14 protein-coding genes are annotated in these 21,715 nt (G+C 38.6%); 2 read left to right on the top strand and 12 right to left on the bottom strand.

What is annotated here, in order from left to right:
- Positions 1–287: 287 nt before the first annotated feature.
- The 4 genes from ESZ36_RS01135 to ESZ36_RS01150 form a co-directional block, all read right to left on the bottom strand.
- On the bottom strand, positions 288–4,274 hold the full coding sequence (locus ESZ36_RS01135; protein WP_146782351.1) for a choice-of-anchor U domain-containing protein: 3,987 nt from the start codon (positions 4,272–4,274) through the stop codon (positions 288–290).
- Between the two features lie 184 nt (positions 4,275–4,458).
- Positions 4,459–5,064, bottom strand: coding sequence for a hypothetical protein (locus ESZ36_RS01140; RefSeq protein WP_146782354.1), 606 nt, complete (start codon positions 5,062–5,064; stop codon positions 4,459–4,461).
- 305 nt (positions 5,065–5,369) lie between these two features.
- Positions 5,370–7,130 (bottom strand): gamma-glutamyltransferase, encoded by a 1,761-nt coding sequence (gene ggt / locus ESZ36_RS01145; protein WP_146782357.1) that lies wholly within the window; start codon positions 7,128–7,130, stop codon positions 5,370–5,372.
- Positions 7,130–7,861: a tRNA-uridine aminocarboxypropyltransferase gene (locus ESZ36_RS01150; protein ID WP_146782360.1), complete on the bottom strand. Its 732-nt coding sequence runs from the start codon at positions 7,859–7,861 to the stop codon at positions 7,130–7,132. The genes ggt and ESZ36_RS01150 overlap by 1 nt, the downstream gene beginning before the upstream one ends.
- A gap of 379 nt (positions 7,862–8,240) precedes the next feature.
- Between ESZ36_RS01150 and rrtA the strand changes: the two genes are divergently transcribed.
- Positions 8,241–8,861 (top strand): rhombosortase, encoded by a 621-nt coding sequence (gene rrtA, locus ESZ36_RS01155; RefSeq protein WP_146782363.1) that lies wholly within the window; start codon positions 8,241–8,243, stop codon positions 8,859–8,861.
- An 83-nt stretch (positions 8,862–8,944) separates the two neighbouring features.
- Here rrtA and galE read toward each other — a convergent pair whose 3' ends face one another.
- The 8 genes from galE to ESZ36_RS01195 all read right to left on the bottom strand — a co-directional run bounded on the left by galE (position 8,945) and on the right by ESZ36_RS01195 (position 17,479).
- Complete coding sequence (gene galE / locus ESZ36_RS01160) at positions 8,945–9,967, bottom strand: UDP-glucose 4-epimerase GalE (protein ID WP_146782366.1); 1,023 nt, start codon at positions 9,965–9,967, stop codon at positions 8,945–8,947.
- A gap of 164 nt (positions 9,968–10,131) precedes the next feature.
- Positions 10,132–11,130, bottom strand: a complete 999-nt coding sequence (locus ESZ36_RS01165) for a DHH family phosphoesterase (RefSeq protein WP_146782369.1) — start codon at positions 11,128–11,130, stop codon at positions 10,132–10,134.
- A gap of 68 nt (positions 11,131–11,198) precedes the next feature.
- Positions 11,199–11,843 (bottom strand): adenylyl-sulfate kinase, encoded by a 645-nt coding sequence (cysC, locus tag ESZ36_RS01170; protein ID WP_146782372.1) that lies wholly within the window; start codon positions 11,841–11,843, stop codon positions 11,199–11,201.
- 93 nt (positions 11,844–11,936) lie between these two features.
- Positions 11,937–13,664: an SLC13 family permease gene (locus ESZ36_RS01175; RefSeq protein ID WP_146782374.1), complete on the bottom strand. Its 1,728-nt coding sequence runs from the start codon at positions 13,662–13,664 to the stop codon at positions 11,937–11,939.
- Positions 13,665–13,822: 158 nt separating this feature from the next.
- The gene (cysN, locus tag ESZ36_RS01180; RefSeq protein WP_146782377.1) at positions 13,823–15,223 is read right to left on the bottom strand and encodes a sulfate adenylyltransferase subunit CysN; all 1,401 of its coding nucleotides are present in this window, start codon (positions 15,221–15,223) and stop codon (positions 13,823–13,825) included.
- Positions 15,224–15,279: 56 nt separating this feature from the next.
- The gene (cysD, locus tag ESZ36_RS01185) at positions 15,280–16,179 is read right to left on the bottom strand and encodes a sulfate adenylyltransferase subunit CysD (RefSeq protein ID WP_146782380.1); all 900 of its coding nucleotides are present in this window, start codon (positions 16,177–16,179) and stop codon (positions 15,280–15,282) included.
- 233 nt (positions 16,180–16,412) lie between these two features.
- Positions 16,413–16,751, bottom strand: a complete 339-nt coding sequence (locus ESZ36_RS01190) for a ComEA family DNA-binding protein (protein ID WP_146782383.1) — start codon at positions 16,749–16,751, stop codon at positions 16,413–16,415.
- Positions 16,752–16,954: 203 nt separating this feature from the next.
- Positions 16,955–17,479 carry a TlpA family protein disulfide reductase gene (locus ESZ36_RS01195; RefSeq protein WP_146782386.1) on the bottom strand — a complete coding sequence of 175 codons (525 nt, stop codon included), beginning with the start codon at positions 17,477–17,479 and terminating at the stop codon, positions 16,955–16,957.
- Positions 17,480–17,971: 492 nt separating this feature from the next.
- Between ESZ36_RS01195 and mfd the strand changes: the two genes are divergently transcribed.
- Positions 17,972–21,592, top strand: coding sequence for a transcription-repair coupling factor (mfd, locus tag ESZ36_RS01200; RefSeq protein ID WP_146782389.1), 3,621 nt, complete (start codon positions 17,972–17,974; stop codon positions 21,590–21,592).
- Positions 21,593–21,715 lie beyond the last annotated feature (123 nt).

The raw sequence follows: 21,715 nt of genomic DNA on the forward strand, positions 1-21,715 counted from the left end.
TTATTTATGACTCTGGGTCGCCATTTGAGCAAGAATATGCCAAGGATTCAACCAAAAACATGATTTATCGATGATCTACGCGAAATTAGGGTAAATTAATTGAAGTTATCGTAAGTTAACCATAATTAGGCTATGTCATGATAATAAATTAACTAGGCACTCATAATAAGAGCCTATCCCCGTTACCAATCAAGATGCATGTTTCAGAGTGCACTTTGAATGGCAACGGGTATAAATAATTCAAGATAAACATTGCTGCTTAGTTCACGTTTTAGCTTTCTTTTTAGCTACTCTTTAGCTAAGTATTTTGGTCGCTGTAATCTCGATATAAATAATGAAAATAAAGCGAACAAAGTAAAGAAGGCGAAACTACCACTGCTTGATTTTTCAGGGGTAACTTCAAGTGAAATAGTATTGTTGTCAACCACGGCTATGCCGCCAGGATCATCAATCACACCATTGGCAATGCCATCTGCATCATTTGCGCCACCATCTTCAATGAATAATTTTAAACAAGTATCTCCAACATTAAGGCCTGCTTGATAAAGCTCACTATGTGGTGGCGGACAAACACCATTAACAGCCTTACTGGTGGCAATTACGTTATTACTGTCTTCAGCAAAATCTGCCCATTGCTGTTCAGCGTTTACCTTACGATAGACAGAGTATTCAACGATAGCAGCTGATAGGGGCAAAATAATGGCAACTGAGCGACCAAAAGGGGCTATGTTATGTATTTCAAAATCAAAATAGCCCATTGTATTCGTTAAACTATCTTGTTCAACTAAACCTGTAGCCAAAATTTCTTGTTGCGAAAGCTCTATACCATCAGAGCTTTGCAGCAGCGCAAACTTACCCAGTTTTAATTGCAAGCCTGGCTCAGTTTCCGCTAACTTCACTAATGCCGCATTAATATGTAATGGCTGTAAGTATGGAATTGTTGAATTATCCATGTAAGCGGGCAATCCGTCTGAGTCTGCATCGCTAAAGCCTTCAACCAAATCACTAATGCCGTCTCTATCACTATCTAAACCACGTAATGTTCGTTGAGTCGCCAATAAAGCTAGGTAAACCTGCTTAGTTTGTGACAGCTCTTCTGTACCGCTATTGGTGGTATTACCGCTATCAGTGACTGTGACGCTAAGATTAATAAGGCTTTTATTCTCTTCAGGTAGATTCAAACCATCGACGGGGAAGACAAGTTGTAATTTATCCGTTGAAAGTACAGCACTTAAGTAGTCAGGAATTTGCCAATCAATTTGATGGGTATCTTGAACATTAGAGTCTTTAATCCTTAAAACAACTGTCACTTCACCGTCATTGATAGCAATGCTAGGCACTTGTATACCTTTTTGCCAGATTGCTAGGTCGATATTTGGCGCAACATTATCTTCTGTAATCGTAATGATATGTTTCGCATGAACGCCAGCATTTACACCTTGTTCAAGACTAACAATCAGCTGCTCATCACCTTCTAGTTGAAAATCACTATTAATATTAATATCGATAAAGCCTGCAGTACCCTGCGCTATTACGATCTTGTTATCTGCAATATTGTAATCCGCATTATCGACACCACCTGTGATTGTTAGTGGCAAGGTCACTGGATAAGCAGGCGCTTCACCAGATAACACCACTTCTACTCGGGCAACGCCACCTTCAGCAACAATTTGTGCCGATGCAAAGTTCACTAACGGATGAATGTTTAATACTTGTGATACGTTGGCAATATTACCGGCGTTATCTACTGCTCGCCATAATATTGGGATCAAACCAGAGCTAACATTTTTAGCACCTGTTTCAAAACCTAATGCCGTTAAACCACAGCAGTTTCTGCCATCGAGACCATCACGTACTGTAATATTGGTTAAGTCGATTAACCGCTGTAAATCTAATAAAGTAAACGTATGATTGGCATTTATATGCACAGCTTGTGGCGGCGTAATAATTGGCGCGTAATCATCCCGCAATGGGTGACTGCCCGCTAAAGCTTCGGCTACGTTGGTAACACCATCAAAGTCGGTATCTAAAAGTCCATCATCACCATTAAGTGGGTCAAAGTTATGCAATAGTTCAAATGCATCACTCATACCATCACCGTCATCATCTAAATCCGCGTTATTACCAATTAAATCGCCGTCAGTGTCAAACTGTTCACTAGCATCTAGTGGCAGCTGGTCTTGAAAGTCTGATACACCATCATTATCATCATCACTGTCAAAAACATTACCTAAACCATCACCATCAGTATCAAACGCTTCAACTGGGTTATTAGGAAATGCATCGTCTATATCTCTGATGCCATCATTATCATCATCACTATCGCTATTATCTCCTAAGCCATCATTATCTGCATCAAGCCATTCTGTTGCATCCAGAGGGAATAAATCGATACTATCGAGACGACCATCGCCATCATCATCGGTATCGGCATTATTACCTGTGCCATCTCGGTCAGTATCAAACCATTCTAGCGGATCATCATCGAAAGCATCTATCGCATCAGAAAAACCATCATTATCATCATCACTGTCCGCATTATCGCCAACGCCATCACCATCGTTATCGTATTGTTCGTTGGCATTTAGCGGATAAATATCATTGCCATCTAAAACGCCATCACCATCATCGTCTGTATCAGCATTATTGCCCGTTAAATCGCTATCCGTATCAAGCCATTCAGCAGGGTTAAGAGGGAATGCATCGACACTATCAGGGTAACCATCGCCAGCTAGTGTGACATTATGAGTATCATCATCAGAGTCGCTATTGTTACCTATACCGTCACCATCTGAATCAACTGATTCTAGTGAATCAAATGGGAAATCATCTAGCCCATCAAGTACACCATCATTATCATCATCTAGATCAGCATTGTTTCCCGTACCGTCACCATCAGTATCTCGCGTTTCCAGTAAATCTAATGGTGAAGAATCTAAAAGATCATTAATGCCATCATCATCATCATCAGCATCGGTATTATTTCCCAAGCCGTCGCCATCAGTATCTAACCATTCTGCAGGATCAAGTGGAAAGGCATCTGTGGCATCAGGTATACCGTCACCAATAAGTGTAACGTTATGGGTATCATCATCTGTATCAGCATTATTGCCGATGCCATCACCGTCAGTATCTATATACTCACCAGCATCAAAATCAAAGTCATCATTAGCATTAGTAATACCATCGCCGTCTATATCGGCATCGCTGTTATCACCTAAACCATCACCATCTAAATCAAATTTCTCAGTCGAGTCTAAAGGAAAAGCATCTGTAGCATCTAGCTCACCATCACCATCAGCATCAGTGTCAGGTCCATCACAAGTCCCGTCATTATCGGTATCTAAACGCTCAAGAGGATCTAATGGACATTTATCAGTACCATCTTGTACACCATCACCATCATCGTCATCATCGGCATTATTACCTATACCATCATTGTCCGTATCTAATGTTTCTAATGGATCAAGTGGCATATCATCATCAACATCAAGAACACCATCATTATCATCATCGGTATCGGCATTATTACCTATCATATCCCCATCGGTGTCATACCATTCACTATTGTCATAACGGAAAATATCAAGGGTATTTACAATGCCATCACCATCAATATCTGGATCTTGTGCATTACCAATACCATCTGCATCCAAATCAGCATTGACATTAAAATCTAAAGGAAAAGCATCACTGCCGTCATTGACACCATCCCCATCATCATCTATATCAGCATTATTACCAATGCCATCAAGATCGGTATCGATAGTTTCAAGGGGGTCAAGTGGGAATTGGTCATAAACATCAAGAACACCGTCAGCATCATCATCACTATCGGCATTATTACCTACACCATCATTGTCAGAATCTAAGCTTTCTTGACTGTTAAGCGGGAATACATCAAGTAAATCAGGCGTACCATCATTATCATCATCAGTATCAGTATTGTTACCTATAGTGTCATTATCGGTATCAAGCCATTCACTGGGATCTTTAGGCAGGGGGTCATATATATTGAGAGCTAAGTCGCCATCATCGTTATTATCATCGCCACCATATAAACCATTGAGTAGGCCATCGCCATCAATATCGGGATCACTGTTATTACCTTGGCCATCGAGATCAGTGTCAATCCATTCAAGTGGATCGCTAGGGAATAAATCAACAGCATCGTCATAGCCATCAAGATCAGTATCTACGGCAAAAGCACTGGTACTAATGACCAGTGTAAGTATGCTTAAGAATTTAAAGCTACGTATTTTATACTTCAACACACGTTTCTCCACGGAGAGTATTATCTGGAATTGAAACCAGATATTTATGTCAAATAACTTTAGCAAAGCTATAAGGCATAAAGGGATAGAATAAGTTTAACTGCAACAATCCGTTTACAGGTTTTCTTTATAACGGCCAATGTACATCTAACTTGAATAATTAAAGTGTTACTAACTCGTAACGTTAGTAGCCAACTTGACGACCAAAGCGATAATTAAAGCCGATAAATACGGTGCTGATACTGCCAAAATCAGAATAGCTAGGATAGTGTTTGAAACCTATATGCATAGCAGAGTTTTTGGTGAAGCTTTTTTGTAAAGAAATAGACATAACAGGATTAATATCACCTTGCTCTGCAAAGTAAACATCATCTAAATTAAGGCTCGGATCAGGAATTAGTTTATTTTCACTGAGGTTAATAGATGCGCCCAATTGAAATTCAAGCATAAGGCTACTGATAAATTTATCATAAGATTTAGGGTAATAACGATAAGCTAAAGATAAGTCTATTGTTTGGAGAGTAAAATCGAAACCTGCTTTATCCCACACTTCACTTGTTTCATCCAAGTCGCTAATCGCTACATTTTCAAGGCGATTATAACTAACCTGCCAATTAAACGCTTTTTGATTAAAGAACTCATCACCTATTGAAAGGCTATAACCAAAGCTTTTATCTTGATCAACTTTATGCAGTTGTACTGAGCTTTCTAATGCATGACTTTGACTTGTCAAAATAACAATAAAAAGACATAACACTTGAGCAATATACGGAAGTTTTTTCGAGGTCACTATTTTACACTCCTGCCAACATTTTGTCGGTTTTAAGGAACTACTGATAAATAGAGTTAAGCAATTATCACACCAAATTAATTCAGACTTATTTAATAACTACAGTGGCAACGACGTTATCTAGTGATTGGGAGTAAAGGTAAGAAGGTTTGGATTGGGACTAGTACAGATAATGGCGATAAATTGACGGATAAGCTTTCATTTATTAGAACCAGTTTGCTTTATCTAGACAAACAAGCCTGACTATACCTGTTCCACTTCAAGATCCCTGCTCAGGATTTTGAAGTGGAACGGCTATAAATGACTTAACGCCCTAGCACTAATCCTTCTCTGCGTGGATCAGCACCGCCAACAAGGCCATCTTTAATAACTTCAATCGCATGTAAGCCACTATTCAACGCTCGAACGCTAACTTTATGCCCTCTAGCTTCAAGCGCAGGTTTGAGTTTAACAACATCGGTATCTAGCTCTAAGGTAGTAACATAGTTTCGATTAGTTACTTTAGGCAAGTTAATAGCCTGTTGCACATTAAGTTGCCAATCTAAAACACCTATAATTGTTTGCGCAACATAATTAATAATACGACTACCACCGGGTGCACCAACAATCAAACGTAATGAATTATCTTCATTAAATACCATCATGGGTGCCATAGAGCTGCGTGGTCTCTTCAACGGCTCTACTCGATTAGCTACCCATTTTCCATCACGCTTTGGCGTCAGTGAAAAATCAGTTAACTGATTATTTAAAATAAAACCCTGCACCATTAACGCTGAGCCAAAACCATTTTCAATACTACTGGTCATTGATATGGCATTACCTTGTTTATCAACAACCACCAAATGGGTGGTTGATGGTCTTTCAATAGCGTTATCATTGCCTAACACTAAACTATCTTGAGGATTGCCTGCCATTGCCTGCCCCATATCTCTTTTTTCATTAATTAAAGTGGCACGTTTAGCGATGTAATCTTCGGCTAATAAACCTTTAACGGGTACGCTGACAAAATCGCTATCGGCAATGTATTTATTTCTATCAGCGAAGGCTAATCGTGAGCTCTGTGTTAACAGGTGTATCGCATGTAAAGAATTTGGTGGGTATTGAGCAAGTTCAAATGATTGTAGTTGAGCTAAAATCTGAATAACGCTGATACCACCCGAGCTTGGCGGTGCCATGCCACACACTTTATATTGATGGTAAGGCCCGCAAACAGAAGCTCGCTCTATCGCCTGATATTTTTTCATATCATCGAGACTTAACAACCCCGGTGAAATGGCTGAATTTTGCACCTTTTCAACTATTTTTTTTGCTATCCAACCTTGATAGAAAACGTCTACTCCTTCGTTAGCAATACTACGAAATGCTTTAGCAAGCTTAGGGTTTTTTAAGGTATCTCCTGCTTTTATACCGATACCATTTGGTGAAAAATAATTTTTAATCTCGGGTAAAATATGAATGCCTGGATTGAAATTCATACCCAGTAACTTTTCTAAACGCGGCGATACAATAAAGCCGTTTTCAGCTAACTCAATCGCAGGCTGAAATAACACTTTCCATGGCAATACACCAAATTGTTCATGCGCTTTATTAAGCGCGGCAAGTAATCCTGGTACACCAACAGATTTACCACCCACAACGGCATCAGACCAGCTAAGTGGCTTGCCATTTCCATCTAAAAACAACTCACTTGTCGCATTTTGTGGCGCAGTTTCTCTACCATCAAAAGTAGTTAGCTTTTGATCTTTATTATGCCAATGTAGCATAAAAGTACCACCACCAAGACCCGAGGATTGCGGTTCAACTAAGCTAAGTACGAGTTGAGCTGCAATAGCAGCATCAACAGCACTACCGCCTTTATCAAGCATTGCTAATCCTGCTTTACTTGCATAGGGATTGGCAGCAACCACCATATATTGCTTAGCAAAAACGGCTTTTTTTTGATTAAAGCCAGTTGCGGCTTCGGGTTCACGGATTTCACGTTTAGCCAGCGCTGTTTGACTTATTAAAAGGTGAGTGACAATAAATGCGAGTGTAGAAAGTCGTAATAAAAATGAATGATGAATCATTAAGTTTCCTTAAGGGATTTGTTCGCAGGTCTAAAAGATAATTGGAACTGGTTAAATTGTTGAAATTTTTCAAGTAGCGGCTGGTATTTTCCCGCATGTTCAGGCGTAATCGGCACAGAATCATTACCCTGCTCTGCTGAGTCATAAATTTGTTCTGTACTCTGTTCCAAAAGGGCTAAAGCATAACAGCTTGCTTCTAAACTAGATAAGGCATTTTTTTTCGCTACTTTTCTAATAAGATATTGCCCCGTATTCGCTAGATAATCAGGTAGGCATACTTGCGGTAATTGTTGAAGTTTTGTTGATAGCATAAACATGCGGTAAGCTTTTTTCCACGTACCATCAAGAATAAGTAAACAAAGAGGTTTGGCTTCAGTATTAGTATTGGATTTAGCATGGGTCTCTATATTTTCATTACTTTGATCATGATTAGTCAATTTCATTACTAAGTTTTGATCAAGAGTTTGTGCTTGCTCACCAGGATAAAGTAAAACGAGCTGATACTGCTCCATCATTTGTAAGAAAGAAGCTTCCTCATCAAAACTCTCACCAACGATAACTTGGCAAGATTGTAATGATTTTGCTAATAACGCAACTGTCCCTTTTGTTTGTGATACTTCACTAGGATGCTGTAGTACCACAAGATGAATATCATTCTCGATATCTGCAATAAAAGTACAAATACAAGCTTTTGGGGGCCGTTGACAACAAGGGCAAAGTGTTCGAGACATAGAGTAGTAAAATAAAGCGCAATTAATTAGGCAGTCATTGTATACTTTATCACTCTTTTATAAATCACTAACTGATAACTTTTAACTATTTATACCCGTTACCATTCAGAGTGCAGGTTTTCAGTGGGAATTTAAATAGCTTTAGGCAAGAAGAATAATTTAAGCATAGTCATTCTATGCTTTGATGATTTGACGCCGTATAAAGTCATTTTAAACCCATCGAAGAAGCGCTTGAGCAACATCACTTCATCGTTGCTGTGAGTTATAAGGAAATAACCATTACTTCATCACAGTGCCTTGAATTGAAATTGCTCAAGCACTCTGAAACCTGCATCTTGATTGATAACGGGTATACATTCAATAACTAACAATTAAGCGCATGACACTAACATTTAAAAACCTTCCACTGAAAAAACAACACAGCATGGTCGTTACAATCGTCGCTATGCTCGCTATTCTCGCCTATTTTTTCAATGATGCTATAAGTGGGCTTTTCGTTTATCAATACCAATTAATTAGCCAAGGTGAATTATGGCGTACTTTCACCGGACATTTTTTTCACACCAACGGAATTCATTTATTATTAAATTTAGCTGCATTAGCTCTTCTGTGGGCTTTACATGGCCATTTTTATAATTTTAAAAGCTACAGTTTACTCTTTATCACATCAGCTTTAATTTGCAGTGCCGGACTGTATTTTTTCTCTCCTGAAATTCGTCAATATGTTGGACTTTCAGGTGTTTTACACGGAATTTTCGTTTTTGGCGCCATCATGGACATTCGACATAAAGATAAAACTGGCTACTTATTATTTGTCGGAGTATGGCTAAAAATAGCACATGAACAATTTTACGGAGCAAGCGAGCAAGTATCGACATTAATTAATGCTAATGTAGCGATCGATGCGCATTTATGGGGAGCTGTGGGTGGATTACTCTTTAGCTGTTGTTATGTGGTGGTAACTAAAGAGAAAGTTTTATCAAATAATAATGAACATTAAAAAACGAAAAAAAGACCAAAAGTATAAACCCTTAGTCTTTTTTTACTTTTTATATCAGTCAGTACTTTAACTTTGATTAGTATTTAAAAACCATTCGGGTTTTCAGACTGCCAACGCCAAGTATCTTGGATCATGGCAGTTAAATCGAGCTTAGCTTGCCAATCTAATAGTTCATTCGCTAAAGATGCATCAGCGTACACAGTAGCTAAATCCCCAGCTCTGCGTGGCACTACTTGATAAGGGATATCTTGTTTACTAATGTCTTTAAAGGTATTAACTATCTCTAATACAGATGTACCGTTACCAGTACCTAAGTTAATTGCCTGACAACCTTTAACGATGCCCTTAGCATGACCTAGACTTTCTAACGCTTTTACATGGCCTTGTGCTAAGTCAACCACATGAATATAGTCACGTACACCGGTGCCATCTTGCGTATCATAATCATCGCCAAAAACTTGTAACTGCGCTAAACGCCCTACTGCCACCTGCGCTACGTAAGGCAATAAATTATTAGGAATACCGTTAGGGTTTTCACCGATCAACCCAGATTGGTGTGCGCCAATAGGATTAAAGTAGCGTAAACAAGCAATAGACCAAGAGGCATCACTTTTGGCTAAATCAAATAGAACATGTTCAACCATCAGCTTGGTTTGACCATAAGGGTTAGTTGCTGAAGTAGCCATGGTTTCGTTTAATGGTGAAACGTTATTCCCATAAACAGTGGCTGAAGAGCTAAAAACTAAATTCTTTACCTGATGTTTTTCCATGACTCGCAATAACGTAATCGTACCTGAAACATTATTTTGATAATACGCTAATGGAATTTCAGTAGACTCACCAACCGCTTTTAGTCCAGCAAAGTGAATTACCGCTTCTATCTTATGCTGATTAAACACTTGGTCTAAGGCATCTGCATCACAAACATCCGCTTTAATAAAGGTAACGGTTTTATTGGTGATTTTTTCAATACGTTCAAGTACTTTAGTTGACGAGTTCGATAAATTATCAACTATAACAATTTCTTGCTCATTGGTACTTTGTAGTAACTCAACAACAGTATGACTACCAATATAGCCTGTACCGCCTGTGATTAATAAACTCATTGCATCCCTACTCTTTTCTTTAACTGACTGAAATAGCTCGTTGAATTAATTTGTTGAAATAAAGTAAAACAGTTCAACTTGATACTAACTATTTTAGCGCTTAGTTTTTGACTTTGATACTAATTTCTATTTTTGATGGTAGGTTCTAACGTTACAATTTTTTTCTAATGTCGATAATAGCTTTCAACCTGCTTTATAAATTCAACTAATCTACCCTTGGGCAAAGCATTAACGCCTGCTGCAGCTGCTCTGCCACCGCCTGTTGGAAACTGAGCACAGATATCACCAGCACCCTGTTTATTATTTAACGGTGCCCGTAAACTTAAGGTATAACTTTGCTCATTTTGAATTTTATTTTTCGATTGAAGATCAACTTCAATTGGATTTAGCGTAATCACAATGTGGGCTTTATCTGGTGCTTGATTGGCTAGGTCATTACCAAAAACACCGCTGACTCGACGAGACCACGCTGCATCTTCAAGCACTATCGTTTTGACAATGTCATTATCACTCAAAACATCTGCGGTGCGCGCTTTAGCCATATCAGCTAAATAAGCAGCTTTGAGTTGACTAAAAATAGAGTTTTCTTGATTAATTAATACGAAAGGGTCGGGATACTCAAGTAATGACTGGTATAGCGCTGCGGGATGAAAGTGTAAGTCACTTAACTCCTGCCCATAACCATTATAATTAATATAAGTACCTAACTCATTGAGTTGATCTTTCTGCCGTTCTGATAAACCAACTTTCTGCGCTAAATCGCTAGCACTGGCATGCATATTATCGCCAAAAGCTGCGGCAATGGCCCAATAGCTATATTGACCTTTTAACAAATCATTAACTAACAAACTGGTACAAGTATTTGCATCAGTATTAAGTAATGTCGTTAGTTTATTTGATTTGGGAATATCACCCGTTCTATGGTGATCAACATAAAACACATCAACTTGATTATTGATTAGTGCTTGAAGCGCTTGATTATTCTTTTCTAAAGAGATGTCTAACACAGTTACCGCTGTTGCTTTATTTACATCAACTTGTTTTAGCAGGCCAATATCACGCTTAACGCCCGTAATTAACAACGAATCTTTAGGCGTGGCTAAGCGTAACTGGAGTAAAGCAATAATGCCGTCTGCATCGCCATTAAACACATCATAATGCATGATAAAATATCCCTGACTTTTTCAGTTTATAATATTTAATTGAAAGGTAACTGATAGTTAACTAATTATTAGCCTAGCGTCGCTTCACTAATAAAGCCTTGCGATATTAAGTAACCAACAATTTGCTCTGCACATTGCTCAACAGATTGCTCTGCCGTTTTTACGTGAATTTGCGGCAACGTTGGTACATCGTACGTTGAATCGATACCGGTAAAGTCTTTTATCTCACCTGCTCTCGCTTTTTTGTATAACCCTTTAGGATCGCGCTGTTCACACACACTGATAGGGGTATCAATAAAGACTTCAATAAACTCTCCTTCTTCAAGCTTAGCTTTGGCTAATGCTCTATCACTAGCAAAAGGAGAAATAAACGCGGTTGAAACAATTAGGCCTGCATCAAGGAATAATTTAGCCACTTCTGAAATACGACGAATGTTTTCAATACGCGCTTCATCACTAAAACCTAAATCTCCATTCAGACCGTGACGAACATTATCACCATCAAGTAAATAGCTGTGACAACCCAATTTAAACAACAACGAATCCACGGCATTAGCTACGGTAGATTTACCTGAGCCACTTAAACCGGTATACCAAAGCAGTGCTGGTTTTTGCTGTTTTAAATTAGCACGTTGTTCTTTGCTGATTTGTTGATTATGCCACACGGTATTTTCTGTTTTCATACTGGCTGTTTTCTCATTGGCTGTTGTCATGCTAAGTAAGCTCTATATTGGGATGTAATCAAGGTCACTAATTAGATTGCATTAAATTAAGCAATATAATTAACGACTAAGTTAACAGGAAAATTAAAACGGATAAACAATGGGAATAACCAAAATTACCGTTGCGCTATAAATCAGTGAAATAGGTAAACCAAAACTGACAAAATCCTTTAATTGGTAATTACCCGCGTTATACACCATAACATTGGTTTGATAACCATAAGGGCTGATAAAGCTACCACTTGCAGCAAAAGCTACCGCCATTACAAAGGGCGTTGGGTCTACGCCAAGGCCGAGGGCAATATTGTAAGCAATAGGAAAGGCTAATGCTGCTGCAGCGCTATTGGTAATCAACTCAGTCATTATCAGCGTTAAAAGAAAGATACTAACAAAAGCGATATAGATACTTTGACCGTGTAAAAATCCTTCAATATTTTGCGCCAACATAACGGCAATGCCGGTATTTTCAATGGCTGAAGCTAACGTTAATGCACCTAATACAATCATCCAAATTTCTAAGGGAAAACGGCGCTTTATTTCATTCACTGAGAGTGAGTCACTGAAAATTAAAAAAGCTAGGTAGATAAATAAGCAGCTAAGTAAAGGCAGTGGCGTAAAAACTGACACTAAAATACTGGTAATAAAACCCCATACCGTGGTGTAATCACGCCAACCATTGAGCATATTCTCAGCCTGATGGCCTGATAATATGAAAAAGTTTTTTGACAAATTAGGTCTAGTGGCAAAATCTTGCCCTACCGCTAACACCAAAAAGTCTCCTGGTTGTAGTACGATATCGCCTAATTTCCCTGATAATGCTCCACCCTCTCGGCGAACAGCAACAACAGCTGCATCAAAACGCGCACGAAAGCCGGCTTTTTTTAAGGTTTTTCCTGCGATGGTTGAATCAGCTTTTACTAGTACTTCAGTTAAATTATCACGTAATAAGTCATCTTGCTCTGCATACAAATTCAAACCATCAAACTGCTGTAATGTCAGTACTTTTGATATATCTCCACTAAAAATGAGCTTATCTTGTGCTTGGAGGCATTCTTCAGGGCAGACAGGTGAAATTAATCGTCCCTGACGTACTATTTCAACGAGAAATAAAGAATTTAAATTTCTCAGGCCATTTTCTTCAATACTTTTACCAATTAAAGCAGATGCTGTTGCTACTTCGGCTTCGAGCAAATACTCATTGGTCGCTAAATCATCATCAACTAAGTTAGGTAAAGTTCGGCTGCGCACTAAGATAACAAATAAACATAAAACAAAAGCCGATAGACCAATTAAGGTAAAATCAAAAAAACCAAAACCTTGATGACCTTGTTTAATCAATAAGCTGTTTACAATAAGATTGGTAGAGGTGCCCACTAACGTTAGCGTTCCCCCTAAGATAGCGGCAAACGACAAGGGTAATAAAAGCTTACCAGGATTAATGAGTTTATTTTTTTTCACGGTATTGATGAGCGTTGCTACCACCGCAGTGTTGCTCATAAGCGCTGAAGCCAAAGCAGTACCGAGTAATAATCGTAAGGTCGACTTTACTTTTGAGCCGTTAAAAACACCGGCTGATAAGCGTCTTAAAATACTGGTTCGTTCAAATGCAAAAGAACACAAGACTAACAAAACCAGGGTGACAAGACCTGGGTTAACGGCATTCGTTAAAATGTCATCAACGCTGACAAACGACAGTGCCAAACACAACAAGACCGTCACAGAGAAAACCCGCTCTGGTACATGGCTGTATTTAACTAAGCTGATAAAAGTGGCAACAAACACACTTATCATCAACCACTGTTCTATTGCCATTTAGTTTCCTTATTCTCAAAAAAAGACGCCACAAACACTATTACCAAAAGGTATAAAGAGTTTATGGCGGTATTTGTGCTGTAAAAGGTAGCGCGACATTATATCGCGCTAAATTGATACTATTACTCAGTACTTTATTAAGTATTTTACTTAATACGCTACTTCGTAATGTCGCGAGCACCCCAGTGTGGGAACTGCTTGCGAACTAATGCATTCAACTCTAATTCAAACGCTGAGTACTCATGTGTTTTCTCATCGATAGCATGATTTATCATGCCCGCACCAACGGTAACATTACTTAATCTGTCGATGATAATGAAAGCGCCCGTGCCTTGATTATCTTCATAAGCGTCAAAATGTAAGGTTTCGCCAGCAACAAAGTTAACGATACCGATATCGTTAACCGCTAGCTGTGAGCTAGGTAAACTTTCCATGGTGTTAACGTCATACTTGCTAACAATGCTTTGCGCATGACCTGTGGTCATTTTGCTACCGTGTTTGATAAAGTACTCACGACCCGGCTCAAGTTCATTCTCATGCATCCATACTACGGTTGCACTGAACTCTTTGGCTGATACAGGTAAACAGCCTTTTTTAACAATAATTTCGCCGCGACTGATATCAATTTCATCTTCAAGGGTTAGCGTTACCGCCATACCTTTATCAGCACGTTCTAAATTACCATCATAAGTGACGATTTCTTTTACCACACTTTCTTTGCCTGATGGCAACGCAACAATGGTATCGCCAACGAGTACATGACCTGAAGCAATAGTGCCGGCAAAACCACGGAAATCGAGATTAGGTCGGTTAACATATTGCACTTGGAAACGCAGTTGGGTGAATTCTTCTTGTTTCTTCACGTCAATAGTATTAAGCAGCTTCATTAACGTAGCCCCTGGATACCAAGGCATGTTTACGCTTTCGTCTACCACGTTATCGCCATTAAGCGCTGACAGAGGTACAAAACGCACATCACTAAACGTTAACGATTCGGCAAATTCACGGTATTCTTTTTTGATTTCTTGGTAGCGCTCTTGCGAGTAATCAACCAAATCCATTTTGTTTACCGCAACAACAATGTTCTTAATACCTAATAACGAACAAATAAACGAGTGACGACGCGTTTGTGTTTGCACGCCATAACGCGCATCAATCAGGATAATTGCAATATCACAGGTTGAAGCACCAGTAGCCATGTTACGGGTATATTGTTCATGGCCTGGAGTGTCGGCGATAATAAACTTACGCTTATCGGTTGAGAAGTAACGATAAGCAACATCAATAGTGATGCCTTGCTCACGTTCAGACTGTAAACCATCAACAAGCAGTGCTAAATCGATTGCTTCACCTGTTGTACCTGATTTTTTGGAATCTTTTTCAATCGCAGCAAGCTGATCTTCAAAAATCATTTTTGAGTCATGCAATAAACGACCAATTAAGGTACTTTTGCCATCATCTACGCTACCGCACGTTAAAAAACGTACTAGTTCTTTGTTTTCATGTTGCTTTAAATAAGCTTGAATATCGTCTTCAATTAACTCTGACTGGTGACTCATAAGGTTTTCCTTGCAAAAATTTTCATCAATAAAATGCTATAAAGTAAAGTTGGGGCTTAGAAGTAGCCTTCCATCTTTTTCTTTTCCATCGAACCAGCGCTATCGTGATCTATCACGCGCCCTTGACGTTCAGAGGTTTTCGTTAATAGCATTTCTTGAATAATTTCAGGTAAGGTATTCGCCGTTGACTCAACCGCGCCCGTTAATGGATAACAGCCTAAGGTTCTAAAGCGTACACTCTTCATTTGTATTTCTTCATCGTCACCAATGGGCATACGATCATCATCAACCATGATCAACGTTCCATCACGCTCAACAACAGGACGTTTTTCAGCTAAATAAAGCGGCACAATTGGAATACTTTCTAAGTAGATGTACTGCCAAATATCAAGTTCAGTCCAGTTTGATAAAGGGAAAACACGAATGCTTTCGCCTTTATTTACTTTACCGTTATAGATATTCCACAATTCTGGACGTTGACTTTTTGGATCCCAACGATGGTTTTCATCACGGAATGAATAAACACGCTCTTTCGCACGTGATTTTTCTTCATCACGACGTGCGCCACCAAAAGCAGCATCAAAACCGTATTTGTTTAACGCTTGTTTTAAGCCTTGAGTTTTCATCACATCAGTATGCGTAGCACTACCGTGAGTAAATGGACCAATGCCCATTTCAATGCCTTCTGGATTTTTATGTACTAGCAACTCAAAATCGTAGTCTTTAGCCATTTGATCACGAAAAGCAATCATCTCTTTAAATTTCCAATCCGTATCAACATGCAATAACGGAAAAGGTATTTTACCTGGAGCGAAGGCTTTGCGAGCTAAATGTAGTAATACAGCCGAGTCTTTGCCGACAGAATACAACATCACGGGATTATCAAATTCAGCCGCTACCTCACGAAAAATATGGATAGATTCAGCTTCAAGTGTTTTTAAATGGGTTAAATTCATTGCTAATACAAACTTTATGAAAAATTAATAAGCTTATAATGCCATAAATAGATATATTTTCCATATAAGAAACGTATTCGATATAACCAAAAGTAATATAGAGCCCTAAAGCTAATATAATTATTGTGATATTACCGCTACATTTTATGAAAGATTATACTAAAAAATGCAAAATTAAAAAAAAGTCAGCATAACGCTGACTTTTAAATAATGGATCTGAGCTTATACCAAGCCTAAATACTTAACCTCGCCTTATTTTCACTAACAATCTTTTCACCAATACCACTAACATTAGTTAGCTCATTGACCGATTTGAAGGCACCAACTTGTTGGCGATAAACAATAATGGCTTGAGCTTTAGTATGCCCGACGCCCTTTAATGTGACCAACTGTTCAAATGTTGATTTATTCAAGTTAACAACTTGCTGTTTTACTGATTGCGCACTTTGTCCTTGTGCAGCCTGAGTAACATTGGTCTCTTTAGCAAGACCGAATGAAGAGTTAACAAGTAAAATAATGCCTAAAGTTAAGGCTGAAAGGGTTTTGTTGAGGTGTTTTGGCTGAATATTCATCTTTAATTCCTTGTAAAGTTATCCATTAAAAAAGCAACTGAATAGCGTCTAATAAAAAACCTAGTAGCAACTGAACAGTCATTACTAGGTTTAGATCGATAACTCGCTTTTGTCAAAATACACTTTAAACATTCAAATTATTATTGGCTGGTTCGTTACAAGCTAATAATGATTATCTTATGCTAAGTTATTGTTAGACTATTTTATTTCCAAACGATCTTAGCCAGTTGCTGCTCACCTTCGGCCAAGTTCATTTTGATAATTTTATTATTTTCACCAATGGTGATCAAACGAGGAATACCACCCGAAGCAAAGCGTCTATATATACTACGGTCATTATCAACCGCTAATGCGACCTTAATACCACGCTTATCACGCCAAGCCGTAACCGTCTCAATATCTTCTTCTCGAGCAATAGCAATGACTTCAATATCTTCCATTTCGAGTAAAGGTGAACTATTTAACGCTTTAAGTAAACGATTAGAATCATGACACCAAGTGGCAAACAAAATAACCAATTTACGTTTTCCTAATTGCTGTAAATCCAGTTCTTCACCGTCAATAGTGGTAATAGTTTCAATGGGTAATAAGTCGCCCGAATTCACATATTCATCATGCACTATAGCTTGCGATTGGTTCAATGGCATAGCCTGACAAGCAGACAAAACAATCGTTAAACTAACGATAAAAAATAAACGTTTTAATTTACTCTCAGTGGTTTTAACCATGAAAAATATCCCTAAATAAATTGAATTTTGTTAACAAACCTGAACTTGGTTTAATACTTTAACTATCCAATAAACAGAGTTCAGGTTAACTACCTAGTATTTAACCCTAAATTCAACTATTTTCCAACAAACAAAACAAAAATACGTATCTACTAGCGCTTTGCTCATAGCTTAATTAGAATAGCTGTCATTATTATTATTGTCTGTCATACCAATCAGATTAAATAAGTGATCACTTAGCGAGAATTAAAAGGCTTAGAGGCAAGGCATTGATTGAAGAGAATGGTTATTCCCTTGTCAAGATCGATAACGCCGCATGTAAGCCTTTTTAAACTCGCCCTTCGGGAGCTCATTAGCAAACTGATAACATCACAAAATGAATAAAATATAGAATGACTATGTTTAACCCATTTTATTTGTTCTAAGCTCGCTAATGTAGCTCTAAGTTGGTCAGTTAATTAATACGACTGGTATCATTAGTGTAAGGAAATCATGAGCAAAGCAAGCAGCCTGTTAACGCCGGTATTGGCCAAGCGCCGTGGCAAAAATCCCGATAAGAAGAGTTGGCATAATTTACATGGCAGCAGCAGCAGTTTTGCCCTTTATCAAGCAGCGAAAACAGCGAAAACGCCTATATTATTGATCACCAGTAATACTCCCCAGGCACTTAAAATTGAGCAAGAGTTACTCAGTTTAGCTAAGAGTGATAGCCAAAATAAGGCTAATATCTGCTTGTTTCCTGATTGGGAAACATTACCGTACGATAATTTTTCACCTCACCAAGATATTATCTCTCAGCGCCTTGCTACCTTGTACCAATTATCACGTATGGACTCTGGCATTATTATTGTGCCGGTAACCACCCTAGTACAAAAGCTTGCTCCTAAACAATACATTGAAGCAAACAGCTTAATAATAAAACAAGGTGATAAGAGAGATTTACATCAAATGCGACAAGCCTTAGAAGCAAGTGGCTATCGTAATGTTGATCAAGTATTAGAACATGGAGAGTTTTCTGCTCGAGGCGCTATTTTAGATCTTTTCCCTATGGGAAGTAATAAGCCATTTCGTTTAGATTTCTTTGATGATGAAATTGATGAAATTAGACTCTTTGATACTGAGAGTCAGCGTTCAAAAGAGAAGATTGAGGAAATTAATTTACTGCCCGCGCACGAATTTCCCATAGATGAAGCAGGTATCAACTTATTTCGTAGTCAATTTCGTGAACAATTTCAGGGCAATATTCATAAAGAGTCTGTTTATCACCAAGTCAGTAATGGTATTTTACCGCCTGGTATCGAGTATTACCTGCCCCTGTTTTTTGATAACAAACAGGACAGTGAAAAAGAAGGTGTAATACTTAGCAATACTCTTTGTGATTATTTAACTGATAATACTCTGGTCGTTATTAGCGGTGATATTGAACACTCTTTAACGCAATACTGGCTTGATATAGAGTATCGTTATGAAAATAGACGTTACGACCCTACTCGGCCTTTATTACCGCCAGAACAGCTATTTTTAACCGCTGATACGCTTTATGGCGCGTTAAAGCCGTTTGATCGTATCACCATTGCCAAGCAAACCTCAACAGAGCAGAGCCAAACGCAAAGTGATATCAATCAAACTGGTGAAGATGTTCTTATCACAGAGAATATTGATGAAAGTGTAGAGGTAAAAAGCAAAAGCAGTGAAATATGTTTTGATGTTAAACCGCTACCTGATTTAACCATCAACCATAAATTGAAGCAGCCGTTCGAATTAATCAATAAATTCATCCTCAGCAAAGAAACCCCCAACAAAGTACTTTTTATCGCGCAAAGCCAAGGTCGCCGAGAAAGTGTGCTTGAGTTGCTCGAACGTGACAACATTAAACCTGCTCAGTTTGATAACATCGATGACTTTATCAATGCAACGGATACCATTGGTATTACCGTAAATAGCTTAACTCAAGGATTTGCTTTTCAAGCGAAAGGTAATAGCCAGAAAAATGCGATTGCACTGGTTACTGAAGCCGAGTTATTGGGTGATCATGTATCTCAAGCCAGACGACGTACCAAAGCGCAAGATTTACAAGCTGATGCCTTATTTAAAAACCTTGCTGAGTTAACCATTGGCCAACCAGTTGTTCACATAGAACATGGTATTGGACGATATTTAGGTCTGCAAACGATTGAAAATGGCGGCATAGTTACCGAATTCCTAGTGCTTAGTTATGCGAACGAAGCCAAACTTTATGTACCAGTAAGCTCTTTACACTTAATAGGTCGATATTCTGGCGCTGATAGTGATCATGCCCCTCTGCATAAATTAGGCAATGATACCTGGAGTAAAGCGAAGCAAAAAGCAGCAGAAAAAGTTCGTGACGTTGCCGCCGAATTACTCGATATTTACGCAAAACGTGCCAGTAATCATGGTTATAGTTTCAAACGTGATAAACAAGACTACCAAGCATTTAGTGACAGTTTTGGCTTTGAAGAAACCTTCGACCAAAAACAAGCAATTAATGCCGTAGTAAGCGACATGTTATCACCTAAAACCATGGACAGACTTGTTTGTGGTGATGTTGGTTTTGGTAAAACTGAAGTCGCTATGCGTGCTGCTTTTGTGGCGGTAAATGATGGCAAACAAGTCGCAATACTTGTCCCCACAACATTACTGGCTCAACAACATTATGAAAACTTTAGAGATAGATTTGCCAACTGGCCGGTAGTCACTGAAGTATTATCACGATTTAAAACACCTAAAGAACAAAAAGAAGTCATCGCTAGAGTTGAATCTGGCCAAGTTGATATCCTCATCGGCACCCATAAGTTACTGCAAAACAGCATAAAATATAAAGACTTAGGCTTGCTTGTTGTTGATGAAGAACACCGGTTTGGTGTTAAACAAAAAGAAAAAATCAAACAACTACGCAGTAACGTTGATATTTTAACGCTAACGGCAACCCCTATTCCACGTACCTTAAATATGGCCATGGGCGGTATGCGTGATTTATCTATTATTGCCACTCCGCCTGCAAAACGCTTAGCGGTAAAAACCTTTGTTCGCGAACACGATGAAGCCTTGATCAGAGAAGCTATTTTACGTGAAACCTTACGTGGTGGTCAGGTCTATTACTTACATAACCATGTAGATACTATTGATAAAACAGCCGCAGACATTCAAAAATTAGTACCTGAGGCGCGTGTCGTTACCGCCCATGGACAAATGCGTGAGCGTGAGCTTGAACGCATCATGAGTGATTTTTATCATCAACGATTTAATGTCATTGTTTGTACTACGATCATTGAAACGGGTATCGATGTACCCAGTGCCAATACGATCATAATGGACAGAGCAGACCATCTTGGTTTGGCACAATTACACCAACTGCGTGGCCGAGTAGGTCGTTCGCATCATCAAGCTTATGCTTATCTATTAACGCCACATGAAAAACGTATCACTAAAGATGCTAAAAAACGATTAGAAGCTATCGCCTCATTGGAAGATTTAGGCGCAGGTTTTACTTTAGCGACCCACGATCTGGAAATTCGTGGCGCGGGTGAGTTATTAGGTGAAGACCAAAGTGGCTCAATGTGCCAAGTTGGCTTTAGTTTGTATATGGAAATGCTCGATCAAGCTGTTGCAGCACTAAAAGAAGGTAAACAACTATCATTAGACCAAGTAATGTCTACGCAGACTGAGATAGAGTTACGTGTACCGGCGCTGCTACCTGATGATTACATTTTTGACGTTAGCTTACGCTTAAGTTTATATAAACGTATTGCCAGCTGTAAAAACAAAAATGAGTTAGATGATATTCAAGTTGAGCTCATTGACCGTTTTGGTTTACTACCTCAACCAAGTAAAAACTTAGTTCAAATTGCTAAGCTACGTCTTAAAGCACAGACTATTGGTATTTCACGAATTGAGGCAAGTGCTACTGGCGGCTCCATTGAATTTAGTAATGACACTAGCGTTGACCCTATGCTAATTATTGGCTTAATTCAAAAAAATCCAGCAGTGTATAGCATGGCTGGAGCGAGTAAGTTGAAGTTTGTAAAAGCCAACGATGATACTCAAAAACGCTTTACCTTAATTTCTAATATCTTAAATGACTTAGCAAAATAATGACCTATATTCTCGTTACCAAACAAGATGCATGTTTTTAGCGTGCTTTGAGTGGTAACGGGTATAATGGTAAACTTGAGCAAGTAACGTTTTCGCTAAACTTACTTTGCTCAAGCCTCTAAA

It is taken from the genome of Colwellia demingiae, from assembly GCF_007954275.1.
GTDB classification, from domain to species: Bacteria; Pseudomonadota; Gammaproteobacteria; order Enterobacterales; family Alteromonadaceae; genus Colwellia; species Colwellia demingiae.

Bases quoted from the DNA above. Each gene is read 5' to 3' on its own strand.
- rrtA (WP_146782363.1), top strand. From the start codon at position 8,241: ATGACACTAACATTTAAAAACCTTCCACTGAAAAAACAACACAGCATG.
- ESZ36_RS01150 (WP_146782360.1), bottom strand. From the start codon at position 7,861: ATGTCTCGAACACTTTGCCCTTGTTGTCAACGGCCCCCAAAAGCTTGT.
- galE (WP_146782366.1), bottom strand. From the start codon at position 9,967: ATGAGTTTATTAATCACAGGCGGTACAGGCTATATTGGTAGTCATACT.
- cysN (WP_146782377.1), bottom strand. From the start codon at position 15,223: ATGAGTCACCAGTCAGAGTTAATTGAAGACGATATTCAAGCTTATTTA.
- ESZ36_RS01175 (WP_146782374.1), bottom strand. From the start codon at position 13,664: ATGGCAATAGAACAGTGGTTGATGATAAGTGTGTTTGTTGCCACTTTT.
- ESZ36_RS01165 (WP_146782369.1), bottom strand. From the start codon at position 11,130: ATGCATTATGATGTGTTTAATGGCGATGCAGACGGCATTATTGCTTTA.
- ESZ36_RS01190 (WP_146782383.1), bottom strand. From the start codon at position 16,751: ATGAATATTCAGCCAAAACACCTCAACAAAACCCTTTCAGCCTTAACT.
- ggt (WP_146782357.1), bottom strand. From the start codon at position 7,130: ATGATTCATCATTCATTTTTATTACGACTTTCTACACTCGCATTTATT.
- ESZ36_RS01195 (WP_146782386.1), bottom strand. From the start codon at position 17,479: ATGGTTAAAACCACTGAGAGTAAATTAAAACGTTTATTTTTTATCGTT.
- cysC (WP_146782372.1), bottom strand. From the start codon at position 11,843: ATGACAACAGCCAATGAGAAAACAGCCAGTATGAAAACAGAAAATACC.
- mfd (WP_146782389.1), top strand. From the start codon at position 17,972: ATGAGCAAAGCAAGCAGCCTGTTAACGCCGGTATTGGCCAAGCGCCGT.
- cysD (WP_146782380.1), bottom strand. From the start codon at position 16,179: ATGAATTTAACCCATTTAAAAACACTTGAAGCTGAATCTATCCATATT.